Consider the following 22,149-nt stretch of genomic DNA (forward strand, 5'->3'; position numbering starts at 1 on the left):
TCCTCACCGACGCCCGAGGACGCGGAGCTTGAGCGGGGAGCCGGCAGCCGTGGTCTTCGCCTGACCGATCAGCGTGCCGGCCGCCGCGGCGGTGGCGATGGTGGCGGTCTTGACCTGGCCGGCGGCGTCGGTGACGACGCCGGCATCGGCCGCGATCGCGCCCGATGCCTCGAGCTCGTGGATCACGCCCTCGAGCGGCCAGACCAGGACGGGCTTGCCGGAGACGGCGTCGTGGGCGGCGACGCCCTCGACGGTCGTGTCGTCGGCACTGGCGTGCGCGACGGTGCCGTTGCCGGACGTCGCGACCACGCGGCCGCCGGTCACGTCAGCGGACGTGAGCAGCGTGCGCGGCTGCGCGCCGCCGGTGTAGATGGGCTGGTAGTCACCCACGGAGGGCCTCCTTGTTCAGGCCGAGCGACGCCGCGAAGGTGTCGATCTCGGCGTCGTCGAGCTCGATGCCGGCGCCGAGGGCCTGCGGCTCGCCCTCGTGGCCGACCTCGGCGGTCGGGACCAGGCCCGGGGTGAGCGCGTCGAGGAGCGCCTGGGTGCTGACCCAGGTGTCGGGGTTCTCCTCGACCTTGGCGCGCAGCGTCTTGGCCGTGTCGGCCGTGATCTTGCCGGCGCTGAGTGCGTCCTTGAACGCGTTGTCGCGCTCCTGCTCGGCGAGCGTGGCGGCCGCGGAACGGCCGGCCTCGGCGCCCTGCTGGAGCTGGGTGAGGACCGCGCTGTCCACGAGGGACATGCCCTCGGGGATCTGCGGAGTCGTGGGAGGGGTGATCTCCGCCGAGTTGGCGGCCTCGGACAGAGCGGCCACGATCGTGGCCTCGTCCGCGTCGGCCTGAAGGCCGAGATCCTTCCTCATCTGGGTGAGCTGCTCGGGCGTGAACGCCATCGCCGGCTCTCCTTCCGGGGTGGTGACGGACCCGGGCGCGGACGCGGCCGGGGGCTTGTAGGACCACGCGGCGCGCGCGGTCGGGCTGATCAGGACCTCGAGGTCCCACGCGGCGCGGGCCGTGATGTCGTCGTCCTCGTCGTCGAGGTCGACATCCGGCGGCTCGGGCGCAGCGCTGACGGCGACGACGGTCCCGACGCTGTCGGCGAGCTTCGCCTCGACGGCTTCCTCAGCGGAGTACCAGGTGCCGTCGGGCTCCGCCGTCATCGCATCCCGCATGGCCTCGGCCGTCTCTCCGGTCCGAAGCGCGTAGACGCTCGCCATGTTGGCGCCCTGCTTGTCGAGGAAGTCGGCGTCGTGCCGGAGCTCCTTCGCGTTGCCCATGGTCATGAACCACGGGTCGTGAATCATGAACTGCGAGCCCGGCGACATGACGACCTCGTCGCCGGCGATCGCGATGATGCTGGCCGCGGAAGCAGCGATACCGTCGACCACGACGGTGACGGACGCCTTGTGGTTGCGCAGCAGATTTCCGATCGCGATGCCCTGGATGACATCCCCGCCGGGTGAGTTCAGCCGGACGGTGATGTGGTCGACGTTCAGGCCACGCAACTGGTCGCCGACGGACTTGTCGTTGAAGCCCCACCAGTAGCCGCCGACGACGCCGTAGAGCCAGAGCTCGGCCGAGGTCTTGCCCTCGTTGTCGGGCTCGGCGGCCACTGCGGCGATGGCGCCGTTGTGCGCGCCGGCGGCCGACGCGAGACGAGACGCCCGGGCCTGGATGTTCTGGAGTCGCTGGACGCGTGCGACCGGGACGGCGCGGGTCATGCTGCCTCCTGCGTGTTGGGGACGGTGCGGAGCCACCGGACGAGGTCGGCGTCAGACGTGAGGCCGGCGTCCTCGCGGACGCGGTCGAGCTCGGTCTGGGTGGTGCCGAGCGGGTCGGACACGAGCCGCGGGGCGGGCTCGGTTGAGCCGAAGTTGATGTCGACGAGGTCCTCGACGACGTGTGCGTTGGCCGTGTCGTGGAACTGGCCGTCGATGACCTCGAGGCTGAGGTGCAGGGTGTCCTTGAGGACGGACGCCATGTTGTACGAGCCGACCTGGCCGTCCTTCTGGGTGGCGAGGTTCAGGACGTGCGCGAGGACCGACCGGGCGATCTGCTCGTCCTGGTAGCGAACGAACGCGTCGACGTCGGGCAGCGTTCCGGTGACTCCGAGCAGCTGGAGCTTGCTTCCGTTCGGTCGCGCGACACCGGAGTTGTCGCCGGCGCGGACGCTGGTCGCGATGTCGAGGCCAGCGTCGAGCGAGGTTTCGTTCGGCGCGCCCTCATAGTCTGGGATGCCCATGCCCTGCCGGTCGATCAGCTGCGACCAGGTGCGCAGCGCGCGGTCCTTGAGGAGCCAGTTCTTGTAGGCGGTTCGGAGCAGGGACTGGCCGAGCCAGTTGCCGCCCTCGCGCTCGAGCACGTAGGCCACGAGCCGGTTGACGTTGATCGGCTTGCCGAGCCCACCAGAGAACCCGCCGCCGGCGATGTTCGCGGATCCGGCGCCGTTGTCCCACTGCTGGATCGAGACCAGGCCGCCGTCGCGCGCGACGTTGACCTGGGCGATCGACTTCGACAGACGCGGCGCGAGCTTGCGGAGACGGAACTTGTCGGTGTCCTCGTCCCAGCGGTAGACCTGCTCAAAGTAGGAGTGACCGAACGGCAGCATCAGGAGCGCGAGTCGCTTGTGCTCGTTCCAGGAGAAGCGGTCGCGGCCTCGCAGGTTCGCGGTGTGCGTCTCGTCCTCGTCGGGGTCGTCGGCTGCGCCGACGATCGGCAGGCCAAGGTTGGAGGCGACGAACTCGACGACCTCGTCGCGGCAGCCGGATCCGTCGACGCGGGTCTGGGTGCGCAGGATCGGCGAGGTGACGGCGCGGAGACTGGAGCCGACCTGGGCGTCCTGGCGGCGCATCCGGTCGAAGACCCACGGCGCCAGCGGCCAGCGGAGTTCCGGGGTCTCCTCGCCGGTCAGGTCACTCCAGAACTGGACGGATCCGGAAGTGGCGTAGCCCAGTTCACGGACCGGCTTCGGGACCGGGGGCGCGGCGTCGACCATCGGTCCTCCTTGTTTCGTTTCGGTCAGAAGCCCGAATGGGCGATGTCGCCGGTGCGGCGCCTCGTCGAGGCGGGCTCGGTCCGGCGAGGTGCCGGCGGCGGAGTCTTCGGCTTCGCCGCGTGCATCTGCCAGCGCTGCGCGGCCACCGAGGTAGCGACGAGCGGCGAGATGTCGATCTCGGGCTTGCGCCGGTCCCAGACCTGGCCACCCTCGCGGTACCGAGTGGTCCCGTTGCGCACCGCGTCGTCGAGCTCGGTCTGACCGACGTGCGCGATCCGGCCGCCGCGAACCGACTCCTGGAAGGCGGCGCACGCCCGGCCGACGTCGGCGCTCGTGAGCTGCTGGAAGTCGAGCTTCGCCTTCGTCAGCGAGGCGGCGAAGATCTGCGCGGTCGGAGTGAGCGCGAGTTCGACGACCTCGGCCAGGTCCTCGTGCAGGCCGGTCAGCCGCCTCAGCACCCAGCCAGTTCCCTCGGCCCGATCGACCAGCACCAGTGTCCGACCCTCAGGCCCTTCGGCCGCCACGGCGACCGAGGTCCAGGTCAGGTCGGGCGAGACGTCGACGACGATCTCCGCCCGGCTCGGTGCGCCGGCCTTCGCGCGAAGCCTTCGCCACTGGGTCATGTCGATGACTCCGCCCTGCTTGGCGTCCGGGTTGCCCCACCAGCCGTAGCGCTCCTGAGCGAACTTCTCGGCCGACATCATCCGCCGCTCGCGGCGAACTTCCTCGATGTTCAGCCGGGTGCCGAGCGCCGGGTTGAACCGGTAGGCCAACGACTCGTCATCGACGTCAGGCATCGGCCCGTCCGGCGCGCCCCAGTCGAAGCACGTCAGGTTCGGGTCGGCCTTCTTGATCGCGTCGTTCCGCACGCGGCGGGCGACCTCACCCTGCGGCGCGTTGATCTTGTCGAGCGCCGGCGGCGTGCCGGTCAGGATCACCATCGGGTTGCCCGACGGCGCCGCCGAGATCGTCGGCAGCAGCGCGGCCAGCTCGTCGTCGGTCAGGTCCTGGTCTTCATCGCAGACCAGCACGTCGACCGTGAAGCCGCGACCCGAGCCGGAGGACCGAGCGATGAACTCGATCGACCCGCCGTTGGCCAGGGAGATCGCTTCCTGGCCGTTGGTCTTCCGGATCTCGACGACCATCGCCGCGAGCTCGGGGAACTTCTCCTCGTTCTCGAAGAACGACAAGATCCGTCGGAACGCCTTGCGCGCCGTCTTCACCTCGTGCGCGGTGTGCAGGAACTTCAGGCCCAGCACGACCATGCCGAACAGCTCGACGATCTCGAGGATGCCGTTCTTGCCGTTCTGCCGCGGCACGGTGATCTTCGTCGTTGCCGACGCCCACCGGCCGTCCGTGCGCCGAGCGAAGATGCAACAGACCGGATCGGCCTGCCACTCGTCGGCCGTTAGGCCATAGCCCGAGGCCAGCGCCACCGCCAGCTCGCCGAGTGACCAGTCCTTCGCGCTACGAGGGACGAGTCTGATCGTTGGCAGCGGGTTGTACGAGGGCGAGGATCTTGGCAAGCGGACTCGCCTCCTCCGGTCCCTCGCTCGCTGCCTTCTCGATGCCGAGCTTCGTCAGGAGGGCGAGGAGCGTCTGCTGCTGACCACGTGCTTCGGCCATCGCCTTGTCGACGACCACGACGTAGGTGAGGTCGTCGTCCTCGTCCGGCTGAATGAAGTCGACCCACCGATCGCCGCGGAGCAGCCGGTCGAGGTTGTCGAGTCGGTCGGCAGTCCGGCATGCCTCGAGCGCGAGCTCACCGGCCGGTGTGCCGAGCACCTTGCCGAGCGTCGGCCAGAGTGCCGCGCCGCGGGGTCCGAGTCCGTCCGGGACGTCGCGCGAATCGGCCATCGCGCGCCTCCGGAGACCTCGGGGGGATAGTGGCGGAGTGCTTGCACGCTAGCTAGTTCCGCGGCTCTGGATTTTTTCAGCGTCGGAAGATCGAGAGCGCCTCGGACGGCGCGCCCCCGGTCACGATCGCCTCGCGCGGCAGCGTCCCGGTCGCCTCGTTGCACTCGGTGCACGAGCCCTCGACGTTGGATCGAACCAGCGCCAGGTCGGGCCGCTCGGTCACCGGAACGATGTGCGCCGCCGTGGTGCTGACGGTGGTGCAGATGCCAGCGATGCGCAGTCGGCAGGTTGGCTCCTCGGCGACCACCTGGTCGCGGAGCCGGCGCCACGCTCGAGTGTGGCGAGGATCGATCTGCTCGACGCCGTTGATGACGACTCGTCGAGCTGGCATCGCGCCTCCCCGGACAGCACAAAAGCCCGGTCCGATGGGCCGGGCTCAGGGGTCGCGAAACTGGTCGAGGTCAGTATGCGGCCTGCGAGGTTCGGGTTCAAGCACCCCGAGTATCGGACGTGTCGTGGGCGTTGGCGTCTTGCACCAGGATCAGCTGGCCATCGGGTAGCCGCTGCCAGTCGCGACCACCGGCATCGCGGAAGGTGACGCTCACCTCGCACCAGGTGTCGATCGCTACGCCACCCGGGAGATAGGGGGTGAGGTCGACCGGTGACTCAGCGGCGATGTACTGCCGGGTCGCCTCGGCCGATGGCTCGAGGACCCTGGCGATGAGTTGCGTGGGGAAATCGATCCGCACCGGTCGGTCAGCACGGATATCGACGACCAGTGTGGCGTCGACCCACACTCTCGTGACGGGCACGTCCGAGGCGTTGCGGACGTAGAGGTCGAAGCCGAGAACCTTGGTGGGGTCGGGTTCTTCCCACACGTCGGCGGACTCCTTGATGCCTGACGCCTTGATGCCTACGGTGAGTCCGCCGGGCCAGGCGGCGATCTTGCTGGCCTGCTCACTGCGCTGCTGCTGCATCCAGCGTTCGTCGCGATCGCGCTCGAGGTCGAAGGCGCGCGAGGCGTATCGGGCGGCGTACAGCGCGGCCATCAGCGCAGCTGCGGTGGCGGTCGATTCAAGCCACTCCGGGAAGTCGCTACTGCTGCTCAGCATGGAGCCGAGGGACGCGACCAGGACCACCCCGACGAGGATGCCGAGGAACTTCTGCCAGAACGACACGCGGTGCCAGATCTTCATCACGGAGCTATTTCTCCTCGTCCTCGTCGGCCGGGCGCAGGAGGCCGAGGCCTGAGCGGATCCACTCGACATTGCTCGCGTCGCGGAAATGCAACTCCACGAGTGGCGTCGCCATGGACTGGTGTTCGCGACCTTCGACGCCTGCAACGGTCGCGGCGGTTCGGTCCGCTATCTCAAGCCTGTTGATCACCTCGGCAGCCGGACTGATGATCGGCATTTCACGCTGTCCCGGAGGCACCACTTCGAGCGTGACTGGAAGCGGATACGCCACGCCGTCGACGTACACCGTGACCCGGACGTCATAGATCGGGAGGGACGAGTTGTTCTCGATGTGGTAGCCGCGGATCACATCCGGGAGTCCGGCGATGCCTCCCAGGTACCAGACCGCCACCTGGTCGGCCTGCGCTTGTCGCTGTGCGCGTTCGAAGCGCTGCTCTCGACGAGATTCCAGAATGAAGGCGCCGGCGGCGTACCGAGCGGCGACGATGGCGGCGAGCAGCGCGGCCACGGTGCCGATGCCCTGGAGCCAGCTCGGGAAGCTGCTGCGGTCGTCGGTCCACCATGCGCCAAGAGCGGAGAGTAGGAACACGATGGCGGCGGCCAATGTGAGCTTGAGCCAGAACGGCCAGGCGGCCCAGAGCTTCTTCACTAGCGGAGCCTAGTGCCGGGCATGGCAATGGCGGGGAGTGTCTGGAGACACTTCACCCGCCGAGGCACATGGCGAACTGCCCGCTTGGTGCTGACGCTGGTGCAGATGCCGACCATGCGCAGTCGACAGGTTGGCTCTTGGGCGACAGGTGCGTGTCGGCCCGGCCTGCGGATTGGATGCCACTTCGCGGATCGCCAAGCGTAACGGCTGCACGTGGTTCAGACTCCCGGGGTGGACCTCCAGGAAACAGCGCAGGTCGTGGCCCCGTGGCTCGCGATCACCACTGGCCTCATCGCGATCATCACGGCGATCATGAAGTCGCGCAGCACCGACCGGCTTCGCTCGGCGCTTCAGCGGGACATTGAGCTCCATGGCGCCATGCCCGACGGCGCGGGCAAGACATCACTCAGCGAGCTGTTGGACTTCGAGGGCGACAGGCTGCGGGAACGCGTCCAGCATGGCCGCAGGTTCGGCGGAGGCCAGCTACTTCTCCTCATGGGCGCCTACCTTTTGCTCTTCCACGTCAGTCTGCGTGCGCTCAGGTACGCCGAGTCGCAAGGCTGGGTTGACGACAACCGCGGCCGCTTGGAAGACATCTCCGAGCCCGTCGTCGGCTTCGGCATCATGCTCTTCTGGGCCGTCGGGGTCGGCCTCATCATCACTGGGTCCGCTGTCTTGGTCGGCAAGTGGCTACGCCGCAAGCTGGACCACGGCATGCCGGGATGGCGAGAGAGGATGGACGACGCCCTGAGCGGGGACCGGATGACTCGCTGGATCGTCCCGAAGACGCGCCGGCCGGCGTCGGATGCGCGCCGCGCGGAAGCCGAAGCGGATGACTCGGCCGCGAAGGCAAAGGGTTAGGTTCTGGACGCCTTCGGCGGAGGGCCACGTCTGACGCTGCAGTCGCTCTAGGCTCATCGCGTGGCGTGTGAAGAGGTTGGCGAGTTCCTGGTCTGCTCGAAGCCGCAGGACGACAGCGGCACCATCTGGTGGGACGTCGGTGGCGGGACGATCTGGAGCGTTCCCTTGGGCAGTGTGGCTGAGCTTCTGACCGTGCTGGCCGCAGTGGCTGCGATCGTGACGGCCTGGAAGGCGTCGGTGAAGTCGCACAAGTTGCAGGAGTCGCTGAACGACCTAGAGCAGCAGCGCGAGAGTCGCACGCAGCAGGAGCTGGCTCGGCGCGCCGAGGCCGATGAGCGGGCTGAGCAGGCTGATCACATCGCCGCATGGCTGGGCAAGAGCAAGTTCGCCGACTACGTGAGGGTGATCGTCAGCAACGGGGGCGGCCTACCGATCTACAACGTTGAGATGACCCTCGTTCGCCCTTCCGACTGGGTCGGCGTACTTCGTGAACGACGGGGCATGCTGACCCCGGAGGGCAGGTCGGCCGTCGACGTTCGACTCAACGACTTGGGATCGGCTGAGCTCCTCGTGCCACGAGCGGAGTGGGATGACGACTGGCGCGTGAAGTACCGGGTAGCGATCGAGTTCGATGACAGCGCTGGACGTCGCTGGATCCGCGACCCGAACGGCCGCCTTCACCCTCTGTCGAGGTCGGACTCATTCCTCGCGGGCGATGAGGTGATCACGATGGTCCGAGACTGGGATTCCCCGCTCAAGGACGTCTAGCCCGCATCGGCCTCGTCCTCGGCGTTCTCGCCGCGGATGTGCTCGGCCAGCAGCCCGATCTCGTCGGCACTCCAGACCGAGCGGCACTCGACGCAGAATCCCGCCTGCAGTGCGAGGTTGATCCGCAGGCCACCGCGGTGCTCGCACACCGGGCAGGTGCTGTACGGCCGGTAAGCGGGCGTGTCCCAGCCGGTGATGATGCGAGCCTGGTGCCACCAGCGTCGGACGTCGTGCTCGATGACGTGCTGGGTGCAGCAGTCCGGCCGGCCGCCTTCGCTGCGGTGTGCCTTGATCCGGCCGCAGTGCTCTTGTCCGGCGTGGAGCCCATGGAGCAGCCGGAGGCAGGCGATGGTCCCGGACCCGGGGATGCGTTGACCGGTGTGGCGGTCAACCTGGTCGCCGGGGTCGTCCTCGCCGAGGCGACGTACCCAACGGGCCGACTCGTCGTCGATGAGCATCAGGGTGTCGACGGCTTCAATGCGCGCCGCCGGCTTGGACTTCGCTCCGCCGGCTCCGGCTTCGTCCTTGGACCCGCCCGGGGTTGCGCCGAGCAGCTGGTCGACGAGAGCGGGCACTTCGGTGATGTGCTGAGCGCTCCAGGTCTCGGCGCCACGGGTGGCGGTGTAGCGCTCGCGGTGACCGTGGGCTCTCGTGAGCTCGTCGATCATGTCGTGGATGTCGGGCGTTCCATGCTCGGCGGCTGCCAGGACTGGAAGCCGTCGTCGGTGGGTGGGGGTGGTGGGCGGCGCGGCTGGCTGAAGGCGTGTCTGCTCGAGCACGATGGCGTTGCCGGGTGCCGCGCCGCAGTGCGCGCACTCGCCGGGGTGAAGGTCGCTGTAAGTGCAGCGGTCGTCGGTCGTCCTCATGCGTTCTCCAGCGGGGGGCGGGGCGCCTCGATACCGTGCGAGGCATGGACGACGGTGGCCATAAAGTCGACAGCACCTTTCTGGGTCGAGTCGGTGACAACGACGTCGTCGACCTTGTCTGCGCGTGCGGATGGCAGCAACGGGCGGTCGGGGCCACCGAGATGGATGCGCGTCTCCAAGCCGAGGACGCGATCGCGGTGCACCTTGGAATCCCGTTCCCGGAACGTCCAGGGCGACGGGGGGCAGCTCGCGAGGGCGCGGCCTTCCTGGTCGGGCTGGCGTTGATCGTGGGTTCCGTGGCGGGCGTCGTATGGCTTGGAGCGAGTGCCTGGGGTTGGTTGACCGGCGACGATGGCAACGGGCCGACCGGTCAGTACACGCCTGAGGAGTGCGCGGCCTTGAGGGCTACGGCGTTGACGGACGGGTCCCCGGATCAAGAGGACGCGCTCACGAAGTACACCGTGCACTGCGAGTAGGTCGAGCCCTGGGCGGCGACTGACGGTCATCGGATCTCCCCGATTTGGGTGGCAGCCCGGGTCGCCGCCTCGGGTACTGGCCGGGTGGCAGCCGTCGTCGGCAACGCCACCGGCCCGGAATCGGCAGGCACCGGCGACGGCTGTCCGGGCGGTGTGGTGATACGTCGGCACCGCGCGTCGTGGCCGTTCCAGGCGTTCGTGTGTGGGCCGCACTCCCACGCCTCAGCTGGGTCGTCAGCGGGGGGCGGGGAGGCCATGCCGCGCCCGTCGAAGCGATCGCCGCAGACGCAGATGCAGTAGGCCGACGGCTCGTGGTTCGGGTAGGCGTCCGATGCGCACTGGTGGACGTGCTCGATGTGAGCGGCGTCGATGGCCGGGCGCTCGGCCAAGTCGATCAGCGCGCGAAGGTCGGCGATGGTCAGGTGGCCGAGGCCGCTGACGGAGACGATGGTGCCGTCGCCAACGTGCGGGCGCCCGATCGGAACGATGCGCAAGAACTCGCGCACGCGGTCGATCGCGGTGTAGTCCAACTCGGTCGTGCGGCGCGCTTCAGGCATCGGCGGTCTCCTCGGGTCGGTCGGGCGCGGGCATCAGCTCGCGGATGTCAGGCAGGTAGCGGGGCTTGAGCTCGCCGTAGGCCGCGTCGCAGTCGACGGTCCCGCCGTCCGCGATCCGCCGGCGTGCGAGAGCGAGCCAGGTCCGCTGCTCGGCCTCGGTGCCGGGCGGCGGTGTGAGGTCGCCGGCCTCGGTGATGCGCTTCGCCCGGATACGGCGGACGATCGCGAGGATCTCGGCAATGGTGACAAACGGCTGCCGGGCGGTGATCTCCTTGGCCGCTGCCTTGGCGTCCTCGTAGGGCACGTCGGCGAGGTGGTCGGCCCAGGCGAGCGGCGTGAGCTCGTCGATGGCCTGCTGGGGACAGCACGCCTTGACGTAGCGGCAGAGCCGGACGGCGTCTTCGGGAGTCACTGGCCACCGCCCATCGACCGCGCTCGCTCCATCGCGAGGTCCCAGTCGATGTCGTTGCGCGACTGCTGCCCGGTCTTCCGCTGGGCCTGGAGCCGCAACGTGTCGTACTTCTCGCGCAGCTTCGGCATCGACAGGATGTTGGAGCGCCAGAACTCGTCGGCCTGGCACCAGTCGATTGCGCCGGCGATCTCGGCCTCAGAGCGGCCGTCGGTGTCGAGCATCAGCCGAGCCGCGTCGAGCCAGCGCTTGGTGATGCTCGGTCGCTTCGAGCCGTTGGCAGCGATCCGGTCCGCGAGGCGCAGGCAAAGCCGCTGCACGTCGAGGCGGGTCGGCGCAGCGGGCGCTAGCCCGCTTTCTTCACCATCACCATCACCATCACGTACAACATCACCATCAACATCAGCAGCGTGGCCACGCGTGGCCACGTCGTGCCCACCGCGTGCCTCGTCGTGGCCACGCCGTGTTTCACGCTGAGAATCGGCTTTCTCCGGCTTCTCCGGCGCGACGCAGCCCTCCCGCTCGCACGTCTTGAACCAGCGCCTGTCGACGCGCTGCCGCTTCGGGAGGCCAGGGATGGTGATCCACCCGTCGGCCCTCACGATGAGGTCGCCGTCGGCCGCCTCGAGCTCACGGAGGAGCTCGGCGACGTTCTCGTTGTCGGTCGCGTAGATCCATCGCTTGATCTGCTTCGGCTTGTCGGCGAGGTGCCCGTTGTCGCAGGCGTAGCACCAGAGGCCGGCGAACAGCCACCGTGCCGGGATGCTGACCTCGCAGACGTCCTCGTCCGAGAAGATGTCCGGGTGCAGGGCGCGGACCTTCGCGAGCGCCATCAGCCCACCTGCCTCAGGCCGGTCCGCGCGCGCCGCGCGCGCTGGTTGGCGCGCTGGTACTCGCGGTACGCGCGCTCGGCGAACGCCGTCCTCTCGCCGCGGCGGTAGGCCGCGTATCCCCGACGCCGATCCTCGGCCGAGAGGGTCAGCGGCATCGACGGCCTGCCCGTCTTGCTGGCGGCCTTGACCTGCGTCAGCAGCAGCCCGATCAGCGCAGTGCACTGCTCGGGGCGCAGCTTGGCCAGGTGCTTGACCGCCGCGTCCGGCCCGGTGGTTTGGTGGGCGTCGTGGATCATCGCGGCCGCGAGTCGGCGGGTGGCCGGCGTAGGGACCACGTTGACCAGGCGGCTAGGCATCGGCCGCCGCCTGCCGCTCTGCCGCTCCTGCGCAGGCCATGGCGTGCACGAGGTTGTTCGTCAGGCGCTCGGCAGCCGATTCGCACTGCGACTCGCGCACCTCGAATCCGACCGCGCGACATCCCACCTGGGCGGCCGCGATGAGGGCGGCGGCGCTGCCGGAGAAGAGGTCAACGACGAGACCGCCATGCCTGCAGCCGTACTGGATCAGCGGCGTCACGACCTCGACCGGCTTCTCGGTCTCGTTGATCGCGCGGCCGTGCGTCGAGCGGTGATACATCACCGAGCGCATCAGGCGGGGACCGCCGTCGACGCTGACGTAGGTCGAGTCCTCGATCACGCCCATGTGCTGTGGGCGGGTCTTCCTGCGGACCTGGCGAGGGGTCGCGTCAGGCGTGGTGGGTGTCTCGTGGTGGATCTCCGACCACTTGCCGCGGTACCAGTGGATCGCGTGCTCGTGGACGCGCCTGAACCGGTCCTTGGCGAAACCGGAGCCGTTGTGCTTCTCCCAGACGAAGTCCTGGGACATCTTCCAGTCGGCGAACTCGTCCCGGTTCTCGAGGAACATCCGCATCGATCCGAAGACCCACATAGAGCGCGCGTATTGCGCGGCGATCGAGGGCCAGCCGTCCGGCCAGCGGTCCCAGTCGAGCGACGTCTCGCCGTAGGGCGGATCGGCGACGATGAGATCCGCCTTCAACGCGAGCGAGGGCAGAACATCCTCGAAACGCCCGTGGTAGAGCGTGACGAGTTCGTCGGAGTAGTACGGCTCTGTCACCCTCCCCACACCCCGAGTCCCTGGGCGACCGACTTGCAGGGCTCCTCGTAGCAGAGGGCGAGCTTGCCGATGTGGCCCTGCTCGTTGTGCCACTGCCTGAGCGCCTCCGCGGCGCGGGCGGGATCGCCGTCGCCGTCGCAGGTCGCGCAGTCGAGGCAGTCGCCGTCGCTGCAGTGGGCGCGGTCGCACTCCGGATCGAACTCCCAGCCGCCGTTGGTCAGGTCCTCGGGCTCGACCGTGAAGGTCTGGCCCTGCCAGGTGATGTTGGCGCCGGTGATGTCGACCGTGATCGTGTACTCGGGCGTAGTGGTGCTCATGCGGGGGTCTCTCCCATCCAAGTGCGGGGCAGAACGAGGATCTGGACGTCGTCGCGGTCGATCGGCCAGATGTAGAGCGGCTTGCCGGACGGCAGGCAGCCGGTGGTCGCGAAGCCGATGCCGACCTGTGCGTCGCCGAGGGCTCCGAGGGCTAGGCCGAGGAGGCCGGCGTTGATGCCGAACCACACGGTCTCCTCGGACTCCATCTCGCCCTCGAGAACGTCTTCGCCGAGCACCACGTCCTCGGCGCCGTGCGCGCGGACGGAGATCGAGTCGGGTTCGACGATCAGGCCGACGTAGGACTCACGGCCGTCGTCGCCGAACGCCGCGGCGCGGGTCAGAGCGGTGCGCAGATCCTTGGCGGTGGTCGTCACGGAGGCGACCGTGCCGTCGGCGGCTCGGTCCATGATGGTGCGCCAGTTCGATCGCGACTTGGCCAGCGCGTAGGAGCGCAGCGTCACTGTCCGGGCGTTGTCGCGCAGCGACAGCGTGCCGTCGGTGTGGCCGATCTCGACAGCACCCGTCATGCCCTTCACGGCCGCGGTGAGCGAGGAGCTCGGGAGGTCGATGGAGAGGGCGGCATCCTGGGACCAGGTGCTCGCGGCGGCGTGGATGGAGCGCGCACCGCCGTCGATTCCGACCGCCCAGAGCGCGTTACTCCCGGCGTGCTCACTGGCCTCGAGGTGGATGCCGCGGGTCTCCTCGTACACGGCGTCGTCGTCGACGGGCCCGGTCGCGACGCCGACGATCCGCGTGAGGGCGTCGGCGTCGATGACGCCCACACGACCCGAGAAAGTCGGCAGGGTCGGGAACTCGTCGAGCTGCATCGGCTGCATCCGGTAGGTCGAGCGGCCGGACTTGATGGTCAGCTGCCCATCGAGCACAAGCTCGGCCTCGTCTCCGCGCAACCCGGAGGCGATCATCAGCAGGTAGCGACCTGAGACCAGCACGTCGCCCTCCGTGAGCACCTCGGCCGGGATCGTGGCCGTGTGGCCGGCGTCGTAGTCGAAGGCCGCAAGGGTCAGGGCGCCATCGGCGGCCGTGATGCGGATGCCGGAGAGGGCTGGCGCCTGCGGCTTCTTCGGGATCGCCTGGGCGACCCACTGGATGGTGTCGGCGAGCGCCTTGCGCTCGGTCCTGATCTTCACGCGGACTCCTTGGTGGTCTGGAGGTCGATGCACCGGCCGCGCTCGACGGGGACCCAGGCGCGGGCGCCGCCGACGATGAGAGCGAGGGTGACGTTGGTGCCGGGGCCGCCGATCAGGCCGACGAGAGTGCCGGTGATCGGCGGCTTGCCGGGGACGGTGAGCGTGCGGCCGAAGTGCCGGTCGGAGAGGTCGCGCACCGCGCGGTGTGCGCTCATGCGTCAGCCATCCGGGGCGCGAGGACGGCGAGGACGCGCTTCCCGAGCCAGTGCGCGACGTTGACGGCGACGGCGTTCCCAGCGCCGAGCTGCTGCTGGCCCTTGGTGCCGATCAGTCGGTAGTCCGCGCTGAACCGCTGAGCGTTCGCGGCCTCGCGCGGCTTGAGCATCCGGAAGTAGCAGTCGTTGACGTCGAAGGCGTCGACCATTGCTGTGAGGACGGCGTGCTGGTCGTGCGTCGCCATGGTGGAGAGCGCGTCCATCTCGACCGGGTAAGGCTTCGCGCCCTTGCGGTACGGGATCACCAGAGATCGGGAGCCCCTGGCGGTCAGGGTCGGCATGGGCCGCTCGACACCGGTGTTCATCGACGGGTCACCCTCGGCGTAGCCGCCGTGGTGCTTGGAGATGAACGCGCCGGGGATCGTCAGGCCGTGATGACGACTGCCGGCGAACGCGTCGAGCGGCTCGCCGATCCCCTTGGCGCGGTTCGTGCCGCGCAGCATCGTGATGTACGGCTTACCGGGCACCCTGACGATGGCCTCGCCCATCTTGGTCGAGTTCGTCGGCAGCGGCCTGGTCGCCGGGTCGAAGTTCCGACCGATGCCCTGCTCGCCGTGGTTGAGGCTGGTCACGAAGTTGCCGGACAGCGCGATGCCGTTCTGAATCGCGGTCACCTGTGCCGGCGTCGGCGACCCGTCGAGCGGCCAGGCACGGACGTAGGCGTTCTGCGCTCCCGCCGCGGCGTCCCAGGTGTTGCCACCGCCGGCGACGAGCGCGGGCAGGCCGACGGTCGCTGCACCGAGCTCGATCCGCTTGATGGTCTTCGCGCCGAGCTGGCGCATCCCGAGCGACTCGCGGTCACCGATCCGGATGCCGAGGTCGGTCCAGTCGACCGCCTCGGACGCCGGCGCGACGTAGGGCTCGAGCTGGCCGTGGCCCTCGGGGCAGACGTAGACGTACTGCTTGCCGTACTTGCCGATCTGACGACCGTGGTGGAGCCGCTTCCACGACTGCACGGCGTGCACGTCGGTGGCGCACTCGGAGCACCAGGACAGCGGCCGCGGCTCGACGTCGGGCATCGGGATGCCCTTGCGGACAAAGACGCCGTAGATCCGGTCGCGCCACTGCGGCGCCGGGGCGTTCGGGCGCTCGGCGTCCTCGTCCCAGATGTGGGCAGCCGATACCGAGATCCACCTGCCCTCGAAGCCCAGCTTCTCCATGCACTGGTTCCAGAGGTCGAAGAGCTCCCAGTCGGCGGCCTCGGCGACGTTCTCGATCAGCACGACGGGGAACTCCTGGGCCTCGACGGCGCGCAACACCTCCCAGAAGGTCACCCGCGTGCGCTCGAAGTCCTCGGTCCGGACTGCCCCATCGAGCTCGATCAGCGAGCCCTCGGCCGGACGGCGGCGACGCTTCCGGCCACCGGCAGGAGAGATCTCCGTGCAGATCGGCGACGCCCAGAGCACCCAGGCGTAGGGCAGCGCGCGCATGTCGAGTGCCTGGATGTCTCCGAGGTAGTGCTCGATTTCGGGGTGGTTCGCGGAGTGGTTCTCGATCGCGTTCTTCGAGTGATTCGCCGCAAGGAGGCCGGTCAGGCCCGCCTCGACCAGGCCGGAGGACGAGCCGCCGATGCCGCAGTAGAAGTCGACGAACGTCGGGGTGTCGCCCTTCACGAAGTAGCGCAGGGCTGCAGGTGTGGCCTTCACTCGGCGTCACCGCCGCGCGCTGCGATCTCCTCGGTGGTCACGCGGGCGGTGCCCTCGACCTCTGCGGTCGGGAACTCGTCGGCGACTGTGGTCTCCTTGCGCTTGAGCGACTCGAAGACCACGCCCATGTGGGCGACGTCCTCGGCCAGCCATGCGCCGAGCGTCTTGCCGACCCGCGCCTCCAGCTGTTCGACGGTCACGCCGCCCTTGCCGTAGGCGTCGACCATGGCCGCCACGCGGTCGCCCAGCGGGACCTCGCCTTGGCCAGCGTCCGAGCCGCGGCGGAGCGTCTCGTGCGCGAGCTGCTCGGCCGTGTCGGTGAACCAGGCCGGGAGCACGGTGAAGATGCACTCGCGGACGGCGCGGGCACCGATGTTCTGGTTCGACAGGTAGATGTCCTGCACGTCGGTGAGCGGCTGGCGCTTGCCGTTCCTCATGCGGACGTGCGGCACGAGGAAGGTCCGGGTCGATCGGACGTTGGTCTGCACGTCCCACGCGAACGCCTGGATCTCGGACATGCCGGCGTCGTCGTCGCGGTGGAGCTCGTGCACGCCGAACTGGACGTTGCCGAAGATCCGCGCGAGCTCGCGAGCCATGTGCACGCTCGAGCCGCTTCCGCGGTTCTTGACCGAGTAGAACGCGCGCTCAGCGAACGCGATGCGTCCGCAGGCGTCGCGCATCTCGGCCTCGGCCCGGGCGATGCTGCGCGGGACTTCCTGGGCGACCTTCACGGTGGCGAGGACCTCGGCGACGGCGCGGGTCTGCTCGACGGCCGTGGCCTGGCTGGTGACCGCGCGCGGTGCGGCGATGCGGTCGATGTCGGTGGTCATGAAAGTGCTTCCTCCATCTGGAAGTGGAGCCACGAGGGCAGGGAGAGGTCATGGACGCCGGAGCCGTAGCCCGGCCACCGGTCGGCGGCGAGGCAGTCGCGGTAGAGACGGCGGCAGTGGTCGACGATGCGGCGGGCGAGCCGGACGTCGTCGGGCTCGGCGATCTGGTCGACGGACACCAGGTGCGGCGCGTCCTTCTCGACGACGACGAACAGGAAGGCCGGGTCCGCGGCGATGCCGAGCGCTCGGATGCCGTCGCTGTAGTGCTCCTGCTGGCCGTAGTAGCCGAGGCGAGCCGCGGCCTTGGCGAACTCCGACGGAGCAGCCGAGTCGGCCGTCTTGAGGTCGGGCACGATCAGGCGTCGCCCCTCGACCGGGTCGGGCAGCCAGTCCAAGCGCGCGCGGCACTTCACGCCCGTCCCGGGGTCGACCCAGAACAGCGAGACCTCGGGCGTCCCATTGCCCAGCAGGATCGACGCGGACTCGTGGGCCAAGACCGCGTCGGCCATGGCGTGGGCAGCCTCGAGCTCGTGTCGCAGGATCGGGATGAGGCCCTGCTCGTAGAGCGCGTCGCGGTGACGCTGCGCCGAGACAGTGGTGTAGCCGTCGGCGTCGTAGGGCTCCTTCTGCTTGTTGAGTGCCTGGACGACGGCGAACTGGTCACCCTCGCCGAGCACGAGTCGGTGCACGACCTTGCCCAGGTCGAAGTGGCGCTTCCTCGGCTCGGGCGCGGCGAGCGCGGCCATGAAGTGCGCCGGCGTCATCGGGGGCACGAGGTTCTTCATCCGCGACCACGACAGCCACTCGGTCTGTGCGTGGTAGTCCTCGGCCTTGAGGTCGGTGTAGACGCCAGGCTCGGTGATCGTCCTCATGCAGCACCGCCAGGAAGTTCGTCGATGTCGGCCATGACGGACGCTGCGAACTCGAGCTCGTCCCAGGCTGCGATCGCGTCGACGTCGTCCTGGGTGAGCGCGATCGCCTCGGCGATGTGCATCTCCCACTCGACCTGCTCGCGGGACGGCTCACCGTGGTCAGCAGCCTCGGCCGCGCGGCGGTCCTGGTCGCGCTGGTCGAGCCAGTCGAGGACGATGACGAGCCGGTCGCTGATCATCCAGGCCACGGCGGCAATGAATGCGAGCCACGCGATGACGGTCTCCATCAGCACGGCACCTCCTCGGGTGCCTCGAGTCGGTTCACGGCGGTCAGCTCGATGGCCTTGTCCTGCCAGGTCTCGTCGAGCCAGATCGCGTGCAGCCATCCATCTGTCTCGTCTTCGCCCGGCTGCCACTCCGGAAGGTCGACGCCGAGCGCATCGCACCAGGCGGGGACGGCGTCGGCGCTGACGAGGACGCGCGGACGCTCCAGGTACAGCGCGACGCTGGTCGGTTCGGGGAGTCCGTCGCGGATGAAGTCGGCGACGAGCTCGAGGATGTCGGCCTTGGTGACCGCGGTTGCGAGCTTCAATGTCCTATCCTTCTGGTGGAGTTACTTCCAGACCCCGTGCCGGCCTCACCCGGAGCGGGGTCTTCTTCTTGTGGCCGGCCCTGCTGACGTGGCGCTTTCCACGGCGCCCAGGACCGGCCGGTCTGTTGTGTGGGGCGGCCCCGGCCTTGGAAGTTGCGATGCGCTTCCCCACGCACCCCGACCAGGGCCGCCCCGTCCTCTCGCGCACAGGGCTGAGGCCCACGCACGCGAGAAGTCAGCTGGGCGGCGGGTGGCGCCGCTCCCAGGTGAGGAGCGCGGCGAAGAGGATGTAGGCCGCGACGATCAGGTAGGCGGCGATCACTCGTCACCGCCCGAAGCGCAGGACGTGTGGATCCAGGTGCCCTTGCGCGCGACGACCTGAGACACCCGGTTGATAATCGGGCTGTCGCACCGCGGGCACGCGCCGTTGAACCAGGCGAGGCGGCCGGCCATGCGGTCCGCGGTTCGGCCTGAGTAGCGGCGCCTCATGACTGCGCTCCGGGCGATGTGACGCTGTTCAGCACGTCGAGAACGTCGCGGGCCAAGACGCGAGCCTCGGTCTGCCAGAACGACTGCTCGGCGAGCGCGCGGATCGCCGCGAGCATGCCCGCGAGGTCCTGTGAGGCGGCGTACTGGCGGTTACGTTCGGCCGCGATCCGCCTGACCACTCCTAGCACGATCGGACCGTGAACGGTGCCAGCCCGCGAGCGGCAGTTCGGGCAGAACTCACCCTCGCGCTGGTGGTGCTTCTCGTAGCAGAGCATCGCCGCGAGGCGGTCGTAGAGCGCATCACGATCCGCCCTGCTGAGTGCGTCATTCTCGGTCGTGTCGCGCTGGTTCATGCCATCGCTGTGTGCGGCGCTCGGAAGATGTGGCACCGCCGGAGTGCGGATCGTGTCGCTCACTCGCCCCACCCCCGCCAGCGACGGAGTCGGACGTCCTTGTTGCCATTGCCACGGCTGTGCTCCGGGTCGATCGGCGCGAGCCGGTCCGTCTTGTCGAGGTAGCCCTCGCGGCCGCACGCCGGCGACCAGAGCGCCGAGAACCGTCGCGGGTCGAAGTCGCCGAAAGAGTCGTGCAGCAGGGCGGAGACGCGCGACGGGTGAACCCAGCCGTCGTGCGCGTCGGCGTCGTTACGGCACGCGTCACGGAAGGCATCGGCCAGGGGCTTGGCGAGCGGGGTGTACTCGTCTGCGAGGAGCGCGAGGAAGTCGGGCTCGTCGACCGGGCGGGTGCCGAGGGTCGTCATGCCGCACCTGCCTTCTGGTGCTCGCAGCGCTGCCCCTTGATCCACGCGTCGAGGCAGTCGACGTGGATGCGCCACCGGCCCCGCGCCTTGCGCTGCACCCCGTGGAGCTCCTCGGCCTCGCAGGCCTTGAGGACCGTCACCGGGTGGCAGTCGGCGTAGTCGGCGGCGGTGCTGGTCGAGTGCCAGGTCCGGTCGCTCATGCCGAGGCCTCCGCGTCGGCCTGCTCGGCGGCCGCCAGGAGGTTGCTGACCGTGGTTCCCAGCACGGCTGCGATCGCCTCGAGCTCGGCTACCGTGAACGCCGACAGGCCGCGCAGGCGTCGGATCAGCGTGGTGCGCGGGATGCCCGACTCCTCCGCGACGCCAAGCTGCGTCTGTCCGGCGGCCTCGATCGCGGCTTGCACCGCGATAGCCGTTCGGCGAGTGAAGGTGTCCATACGGACATCTCATGTCACCATCCGGCTATCCGTCAAGTGCCTGCTTGGAAATGGTCACTTCGGGCTATGGGTAGTGGTGCGACTTAACCAGACATGCTGGCTATCCAAACTGATACATTCCCCGCATGGCTGTAGACCTGAGCAAGCCGCACGCCGAAGGCCTCAACGGGGCGGTCGCGGCAGAGTTGCGAGCCGAGAAGGCTGCGCAGAACCTGACTAACCAGGAGATCGCGGACAGGTCGGGCATTCCCGTCGTCTCGGTTCAGCGGTACCTGGTTCCGAAGCGCGGCATCGAGGTCGTGGTCCTGGAGAAGCTCGCCGCCGCAGTCGGCAAGAAGGCCTCCGAGATCGTAGAGGCAGCCGAGCGGCGCCTCGAGCGCATCGCGCAGTTCGAAGCCGAGGAGCGAGCTGGGCAGGGGCGTGTGATCCCGATGCCTCGACCCGGTCTGAACGATGACCTGTCGGAGGAGACGTCTAGCGTCCGGCCGCAGGTCGCGAAGCGGTCTGCCGAAGAGGCCGGCGCTTCCGAGTTCGACCAGCAGTAGCGGGGACATGGGGATCGGGGGATCAGATGCACAGATTCGATGAACTGGCTCAGCATGCGGCTGACCTGAGGATCGACGTCGCGTGGACGTTCGACCTGCCCGGCGACATCCACGCCTTCTATGAGCACGACGACCGACTCATCGTCCTCAACCACCGCTGCACGCAGGCGCAAGTGATTGGCGCGCTGGCACACGAGGTGGGTCACGCGGTCTTTGGGGATCGCTGCTCGACCGAGGCCATCGAGCGACGAGCGGACGAGTACGGAGCCAGCCTCGTCATCGGCCGCGACGAGTACGCCGACGCCGAGTCCCTCGTCGGCCCGCACGCCGGCGCGCTCGCGCGGCAGCTGGACGTCACGCGCGACCTGGTCCTGGCATGGCGCCGCTGGTGGTGGCGCATCGGCCGCCTCGAGGAGGCGGCGTAGATGGCCTGGACCGAGAAGCTGCCCAGCGGGAAGTACCGCGGCGTCTACCGCGACGCGGCCGGCCGCCGCCGGAGCGTAGGCACGTTCGGTCACAAGGCCGCGGCCCTCCGAGCCGCGAACGCCAAGGAGACCGAGGTCAGGCGCCGGCTGCGCGAGGACCCGGACGCGCACAAGAAGCTCTGGGGGGAGTGGGTCGAGGAGTGGTGGCCCACGCGCGGCGTGGAGCCGTCGACCGAGCGGACCGATCGCGGCCGCCGGGACCTGCACCTCAAGCCGCGATGGGAGAGCGTCCAGCTCGGCGCCATCCGCCGACACGACGTCAAGGCGTGGGTCGCGGACCTGCTCCGCGGCGGCATGAGTCCGTCCACGGCCCAGCGCTGCATCCACCTGCTGTCTGCCTCCCTGGTGGCAGCCGTCGACGCCGAGATCCTGGACGGCAACCCCGCGGCTCGCATCGACGTCGCGAAGGGTGGGCGGAAGATCGAGCGCTTCCTCACGCACGACGAGCTCGATGCTGCGCTCGCGCAGATGGCCACCTCGGACGAGCGCCTCGTCGCGGAGTTCCTCGCCTACACCGGCTTGCGCTGGGGCGAAATGGCCGGCCTGCATGTCCACCGCGTCGACCTCGAGCGCGGGCTGGTGCGCGTCGTGGAGACCTACGACGAGAAGGGTCGGCAGATCAAGGCGTACCCGAAGGGCGAGGACGAGCGCGTCGTGCCGTTGACCGCCTCCCTGATCGAGCAGCTTCGGCCGCGCGTCGAGGGTCGCGCCAAGGGTGCGTGCGGCGTCGACCACCGGGTCGGGGACTGCCGTCACGGCCTCGTGTTCACGGCCGAGCGCGGCGGCGTGCTGTCGAACAGCAACTACGCCAACCGGGTCTGGCATCCGGCCGTGCTTGACGCCGAGATCGGCCACGCCCGCATCCACGACCTGCGGCACACCTACGCGTCCTGGCTGCTCCAGGAGGGCGTCTCCCTGGCCGAGGTCGGGCAGCTGCTCGGACACAAGGTCGCGGCCACGACGCAGCGGTACGCGCACCTCGGGGAGGTCCGGCACGAGAAGGTGCTCAGGGCTCTCGGCGCGCGGCCGAAGAAGGCCAAGCAGAAGGGGCGAAAGACCGCCTGATGAGGCGTTGCCCCAAATCTGCCCCACGCGAGGCCAGATTCCATGGGCGCCCCCGGCAGGATTCGAACCTGCGACCGTCGGATTAGAAG

General features: G+C 69.1%; 32 protein-coding genes. 6 read left to right on the forward strand and 26 right to left on the reverse strand.

Annotated elements, in window-relative coordinates; genetic code table 11:
* Positions 1 to 3: 3 nt before the first annotated feature.
* The 8 genes from MJ604_RS23245 to MJ604_RS23280 form a co-directional block, all read right to left on the reverse strand.
* Entirely contained in the window at positions 4 to 390 is a 387-nt protein-coding gene (locus tag MJ604_RS23245) for a capsid cement protein (protein ID WP_243061160.1), read from the reverse strand.
* Complete coding sequence (locus tag MJ604_RS23250; protein ID WP_243061162.1) at positions 383 to 1,720, reverse strand: head maturation protease, ClpP-related; 1,338 nt, start codon at positions 1,718 to 1,720, stop codon at positions 383 to 385. Before MJ604_RS23250 ends, MJ604_RS23245 begins: the two co-directional genes overlap by 8 nt.
* Complete coding sequence (locus MJ604_RS23255; protein WP_243061164.1) at positions 1,717 to 2,994, reverse strand: DUF935 domain-containing protein; 1,278 nt, start codon at positions 2,992 to 2,994, stop codon at positions 1,717 to 1,719. Before MJ604_RS23255 ends, MJ604_RS23250 begins: the two co-directional genes overlap by 4 nt.
* A 23-nt stretch (positions 2,995 to 3,017) precedes the next feature.
* A complete protein-coding gene (locus MJ604_RS23260; RefSeq protein ID WP_243061166.1) occupies positions 3,018 to 4,313 on the reverse strand; it encodes a hypothetical protein in 1,296 nt (431 codons plus the stop codon).
* Between the two features lie 148 nt (positions 4,314 to 4,461).
* Positions 4,462 to 4,851, reverse strand: coding sequence for a hypothetical protein (locus tag MJ604_RS23265; protein WP_243061168.1), 390 nt, complete (start codon positions 4,849 to 4,851; stop codon positions 4,462 to 4,464).
* A 76-nt stretch (positions 4,852 to 4,927) separates the two neighbouring features.
* Entirely contained in the window at positions 4,928 to 5,242 is a 315-nt protein-coding gene (locus tag MJ604_RS23270) for a hypothetical protein (RefSeq protein WP_243061171.1), read from the reverse strand.
* 97 nt (positions 5,243 to 5,339) lie between these two features.
* Positions 5,340 to 6,050, reverse strand: a complete 711-nt coding sequence (locus MJ604_RS23275) for a hypothetical protein (protein ID WP_243061172.1) — start codon at positions 6,048 to 6,050, stop codon at positions 5,340 to 5,342.
* A 4-nt stretch (positions 6,051 to 6,054) separates the two neighbouring features.
* The gene (locus MJ604_RS23280) at positions 6,055 to 6,696 is read right to left on the reverse strand and encodes a hypothetical protein (protein ID WP_243061173.1); all 642 of its coding nucleotides are present in this window, start codon (positions 6,694 to 6,696) and stop codon (positions 6,055 to 6,057) included.
* Positions 6,697 to 6,927: 231 nt separating this feature from the next.
* Here MJ604_RS23280 and MJ604_RS23285 point away from each other — a divergent pair, with 231 nt between their 5' ends.
* Positions 6,928 to 7,557 (forward strand): hypothetical protein, encoded by a 630-nt coding sequence (locus MJ604_RS23285; RefSeq protein WP_243061174.1) that lies wholly within the window; start codon positions 6,928 to 6,930, stop codon positions 7,555 to 7,557.
* A gap of 60 nt (positions 7,558 to 7,617) precedes the next feature.
* Complete coding sequence (locus MJ604_RS23290) at positions 7,618 to 8,325, forward strand: hypothetical protein (protein WP_243061175.1); 708 nt, start codon at positions 7,618 to 7,620, stop codon at positions 8,323 to 8,325.
* Here the strand turns inward: MJ604_RS23290 and MJ604_RS23295 are convergent.
* Positions 8,322 to 9,191, reverse strand: coding sequence for a hypothetical protein (locus MJ604_RS23295; RefSeq protein WP_243061176.1), 870 nt, complete (start codon positions 9,189 to 9,191; stop codon positions 8,322 to 8,324). The two genes, MJ604_RS23290 and MJ604_RS23295, sit on opposite strands and share 4 nt — an antisense overlap.
* Before the next feature lie 44 nt (positions 9,192 to 9,235).
* Between MJ604_RS23295 and MJ604_RS23300 the strand changes: the two genes are divergently transcribed.
* Positions 9,236 to 9,667: a hypothetical protein gene (locus tag MJ604_RS23300; protein ID WP_243061177.1), complete on the forward strand. Its 432-nt coding sequence runs from the start codon at positions 9,236 to 9,238 to the stop codon at positions 9,665 to 9,667.
* 26 nt (positions 9,668 to 9,693) lie between these two features.
* Here the strand turns inward: MJ604_RS23300 and MJ604_RS23305 are convergent, their stop codons facing one another.
* The 17 genes from MJ604_RS23305 to MJ604_RS23385 form a co-directional block, all read right to left on the reverse strand.
* The gene (locus tag MJ604_RS23305) at positions 9,694 to 10,224 is read right to left on the reverse strand and encodes a hypothetical protein (protein ID WP_243061178.1); all 531 of its coding nucleotides are present in this window, start codon (positions 10,222 to 10,224) and stop codon (positions 9,694 to 9,696) included.
* On the reverse strand, positions 10,217 to 10,636 hold the full coding sequence (locus MJ604_RS23310) for a hypothetical protein (RefSeq protein WP_243061179.1): 420 nt from the start codon (positions 10,634 to 10,636) through the stop codon (positions 10,217 to 10,219). The genes MJ604_RS23305 and MJ604_RS23310 overlap by 8 nt, the downstream gene beginning before the upstream one ends.
* Positions 10,633 to 11,466: a hypothetical protein gene (locus MJ604_RS23315; protein WP_243061181.1), complete on the reverse strand. Its 834-nt coding sequence runs from the start codon at positions 11,464 to 11,466 to the stop codon at positions 10,633 to 10,635. Before MJ604_RS23315 ends, MJ604_RS23310 begins: the two co-directional genes overlap by 4 nt.
* Entirely contained in the window at positions 11,466 to 11,822 is a 357-nt protein-coding gene (locus tag MJ604_RS23320) for a hypothetical protein (RefSeq protein ID WP_243061183.1), read from the reverse strand. Before MJ604_RS23320 ends, MJ604_RS23315 begins: the two co-directional genes overlap by 1 nt.
* A complete protein-coding gene (locus tag MJ604_RS23325) occupies positions 11,815 to 12,600 on the reverse strand; it encodes a site-specific DNA-methyltransferase (protein ID WP_243061185.1) in 786 nt (261 codons plus the stop codon). Before MJ604_RS23325 ends, MJ604_RS23320 begins: the two co-directional genes overlap by 8 nt.
* On the reverse strand, positions 12,597 to 12,917 hold the full coding sequence (locus tag MJ604_RS23330) for a hypothetical protein (protein WP_243061186.1): 321 nt from the start codon (positions 12,915 to 12,917) through the stop codon (positions 12,597 to 12,599). Before MJ604_RS23330 ends, MJ604_RS23325 begins: the two co-directional genes overlap by 4 nt.
* On the reverse strand, positions 12,914 to 14,065 hold the full coding sequence (locus MJ604_RS23335; protein WP_243061187.1) for a hypothetical protein: 1,152 nt from the start codon (positions 14,063 to 14,065) through the stop codon (positions 12,914 to 12,916). Before MJ604_RS23335 ends, MJ604_RS23330 begins: the two co-directional genes overlap by 4 nt.
* On the reverse strand, positions 14,062 to 14,280 hold the full coding sequence (locus tag MJ604_RS23340; protein WP_243061188.1) for a hypothetical protein: 219 nt from the start codon (positions 14,278 to 14,280) through the stop codon (positions 14,062 to 14,064). The genes MJ604_RS23335 and MJ604_RS23340 overlap by 4 nt, the downstream gene beginning before the upstream one ends.
* Entirely contained in the window at positions 14,277 to 15,986 is a 1,710-nt protein-coding gene (locus MJ604_RS23345; protein WP_243061189.1) for a DNA cytosine methyltransferase, read from the reverse strand. Before MJ604_RS23345 ends, MJ604_RS23340 begins: the two co-directional genes overlap by 4 nt.
* Entirely contained in the window at positions 15,983 to 16,816 is an 834-nt protein-coding gene (locus MJ604_RS23350) for a hypothetical protein (protein ID WP_243061190.1), read from the reverse strand. Before MJ604_RS23350 ends, MJ604_RS23345 begins: the two co-directional genes overlap by 4 nt.
* Positions 16,813 to 17,688 (reverse strand): PD-(D/E)XK nuclease-like domain-containing protein, encoded by an 876-nt coding sequence (locus MJ604_RS23355; protein WP_243061192.1) that lies wholly within the window; start codon positions 17,686 to 17,688, stop codon positions 16,813 to 16,815. Before MJ604_RS23355 ends, MJ604_RS23350 begins: the two co-directional genes overlap by 4 nt.
* Positions 17,685 to 17,975 (reverse strand): hypothetical protein, encoded by a 291-nt coding sequence (locus MJ604_RS23360; protein ID WP_243061194.1) that lies wholly within the window; start codon positions 17,973 to 17,975, stop codon positions 17,685 to 17,687. The genes MJ604_RS23355 and MJ604_RS23360 overlap by 4 nt, the downstream gene beginning before the upstream one ends.
* Entirely contained in the window at positions 17,975 to 18,280 is a 306-nt protein-coding gene (locus MJ604_RS23365) for a hypothetical protein (protein WP_243061195.1), read from the reverse strand. Before MJ604_RS23365 ends, MJ604_RS23360 begins: the two co-directional genes overlap by 1 nt.
* 485 nt (positions 18,281 to 18,765) lie before the next feature.
* The gene (locus MJ604_RS23370) at positions 18,766 to 19,185 is read right to left on the reverse strand and encodes a hypothetical protein (protein WP_243061196.1); all 420 of its coding nucleotides are present in this window, start codon (positions 19,183 to 19,185) and stop codon (positions 18,766 to 18,768) included.
* The gene (locus MJ604_RS23375; RefSeq protein ID WP_243061197.1) at positions 19,182 to 19,529 is read right to left on the reverse strand and encodes an OST-HTH/LOTUS domain-containing protein; all 348 of its coding nucleotides are present in this window, start codon (positions 19,527 to 19,529) and stop codon (positions 19,182 to 19,184) included. The genes MJ604_RS23370 and MJ604_RS23375 overlap by 4 nt, the downstream gene beginning before the upstream one ends.
* On the reverse strand, positions 19,526 to 19,729 hold the full coding sequence (locus MJ604_RS23380; RefSeq protein ID WP_243061198.1) for a helix-turn-helix domain-containing protein: 204 nt from the start codon (positions 19,727 to 19,729) through the stop codon (positions 19,526 to 19,528). The genes MJ604_RS23375 and MJ604_RS23380 overlap by 4 nt, the downstream gene beginning before the upstream one ends.
* Positions 19,726 to 19,965: a helix-turn-helix transcriptional regulator gene (locus tag MJ604_RS23385; RefSeq protein WP_243061199.1), complete on the reverse strand. Its 240-nt coding sequence runs from the start codon at positions 19,963 to 19,965 to the stop codon at positions 19,726 to 19,728. Before MJ604_RS23385 ends, MJ604_RS23380 begins: the two co-directional genes overlap by 4 nt.
* Before the next feature lie 125 nt (positions 19,966 to 20,090).
* On the opposite strand from MJ604_RS23385, the gene MJ604_RS23390 reads away from it, so the two are divergent.
* The 3 genes from MJ604_RS23390 to MJ604_RS23400 are packed head-to-tail and all read left to right on the forward strand — an operon-like array spanning position 20,091 to position 22,060.
* Positions 20,091 to 20,510 carry a helix-turn-helix transcriptional regulator gene (locus MJ604_RS23390; protein WP_243061200.1) on the forward strand — a complete coding sequence of 140 codons (420 nt, stop codon included), beginning with the start codon at positions 20,091 to 20,093 and terminating at the stop codon, positions 20,508 to 20,510.
* 26 nt (positions 20,511 to 20,536) lie between these two features.
* Complete coding sequence (locus MJ604_RS23395) at positions 20,537 to 20,935, forward strand: ImmA/IrrE family metallo-endopeptidase (protein WP_243061201.1); 399 nt, start codon at positions 20,537 to 20,539, stop codon at positions 20,933 to 20,935.
* Positions 20,936 to 22,060, forward strand: a complete 1,125-nt coding sequence (locus tag MJ604_RS23400) for a site-specific integrase (protein WP_243061202.1) — start codon at positions 20,936 to 20,938, stop codon at positions 22,058 to 22,060.
* Positions 22,061 to 22,149: the final 89 nt, after the last annotated feature.

The organism is Nocardioides sp. SR21 (assembly GCF_022761125.1).
In the GTDB taxonomy this organism is placed as follows: Bacteria; Actinomycetota; Actinomycetes; order Propionibacteriales; family Nocardioidaceae; genus Nocardioides.

Bases quoted from the DNA above. Each gene is read 5' to 3' on its own strand.
- MJ604_RS23250 (WP_243061162.1), bottom strand. From the start codon at position 1,720: ATGACCCGCGCCGTCCCGGTCGCACGCGTCCAGCGACTCCAGAACATC.
- MJ604_RS23255 (WP_243061164.1), bottom strand. From the start codon at position 2,994: ATGGTCGACGCCGCGCCCCCGGTCCCGAAGCCGGTCCGTGAACTGGGC.
- MJ604_RS23265 (WP_243061168.1), bottom strand. From the start codon at position 4,851: ATGGCCGATTCGCGCGACGTCCCGGACGGACTCGGACCCCGCGGCGCG.
- MJ604_RS23270 (WP_243061171.1), bottom strand. From the start codon at position 5,242: ATGCCAGCTCGACGAGTCGTCATCAACGGCGTCGAGCAGATCGATCCT.
- MJ604_RS23295 (WP_243061176.1), bottom strand. From the start codon at position 9,191: ATGAGGACGACCGACGACCGCTGCACTTACAGCGACCTTCACCCCGGC.
- MJ604_RS23300 (WP_243061177.1), top strand. From the start codon at position 9,236: ATGGACGACGGTGGCCATAAAGTCGACAGCACCTTTCTGGGTCGAGTC.
- MJ604_RS23305 (WP_243061178.1), bottom strand. From the start codon at position 10,224: ATGCCTGAAGCGCGCCGCACGACCGAGTTGGACTACACCGCGATCGAC.
- MJ604_RS23315 (WP_243061181.1), bottom strand. From the start codon at position 11,466: ATGGCGCTCGCGAAGGTCCGCGCCCTGCACCCGGACATCTTCTCGGAC.
- MJ604_RS23320 (WP_243061183.1), bottom strand. From the start codon at position 11,822: ATGCCTAGCCGCCTGGTCAACGTGGTCCCTACGCCGGCCACCCGCCGA.
- MJ604_RS23330 (WP_243061186.1), bottom strand. From the start codon at position 12,917: ATGAGCACCACTACGCCCGAGTACACGATCACGGTCGACATCACCGGC.
- MJ604_RS23340 (WP_243061188.1), bottom strand. From the start codon at position 14,280: ATGAGCGCACACCGCGCGGTGCGCGACCTCTCCGACCGGCACTTCGGC.
- MJ604_RS23350 (WP_243061190.1), bottom strand. From the start codon at position 16,816: ATGACCACCGACATCGACCGCATCGCCGCACCGCGCGCGGTCACCAGC.
- MJ604_RS23355 (WP_243061192.1), bottom strand. From the start codon at position 17,688: ATGAGGACGATCACCGAGCCTGGCGTCTACACCGACCTCAAGGCCGAG.
- MJ604_RS23360 (WP_243061194.1), bottom strand. From the start codon at position 17,975: ATGGAGACCGTCATCGCGTGGCTCGCATTCATTGCCGCCGTGGCCTGG.
- MJ604_RS23375 (WP_243061197.1), bottom strand. From the start codon at position 19,529: ATGACGACCCTCGGCACCCGCCCGGTCGACGAGCCCGACTTCCTCGCG.
- MJ604_RS23380 (WP_243061198.1), bottom strand. From the start codon at position 19,729: ATGAGCGACCGGACCTGGCACTCGACCAGCACCGCCGCCGACTACGCC.
- MJ604_RS23385 (WP_243061199.1), bottom strand. From the start codon at position 19,965: ATGGACACCTTCACTCGCCGAACGGCTATCGCGGTGCAAGCCGCGATC.
- MJ604_RS23390 (WP_243061200.1), top strand. From the start codon at position 20,091: ATGGCTGTAGACCTGAGCAAGCCGCACGCCGAAGGCCTCAACGGGGCG.
- MJ604_RS23395 (WP_243061201.1), top strand. From the start codon at position 20,537: ATGCACAGATTCGATGAACTGGCTCAGCATGCGGCTGACCTGAGGATC.
- MJ604_RS23400 (WP_243061202.1), top strand. From the start codon at position 20,936: ATGGCCTGGACCGAGAAGCTGCCCAGCGGGAAGTACCGCGGCGTCTAC.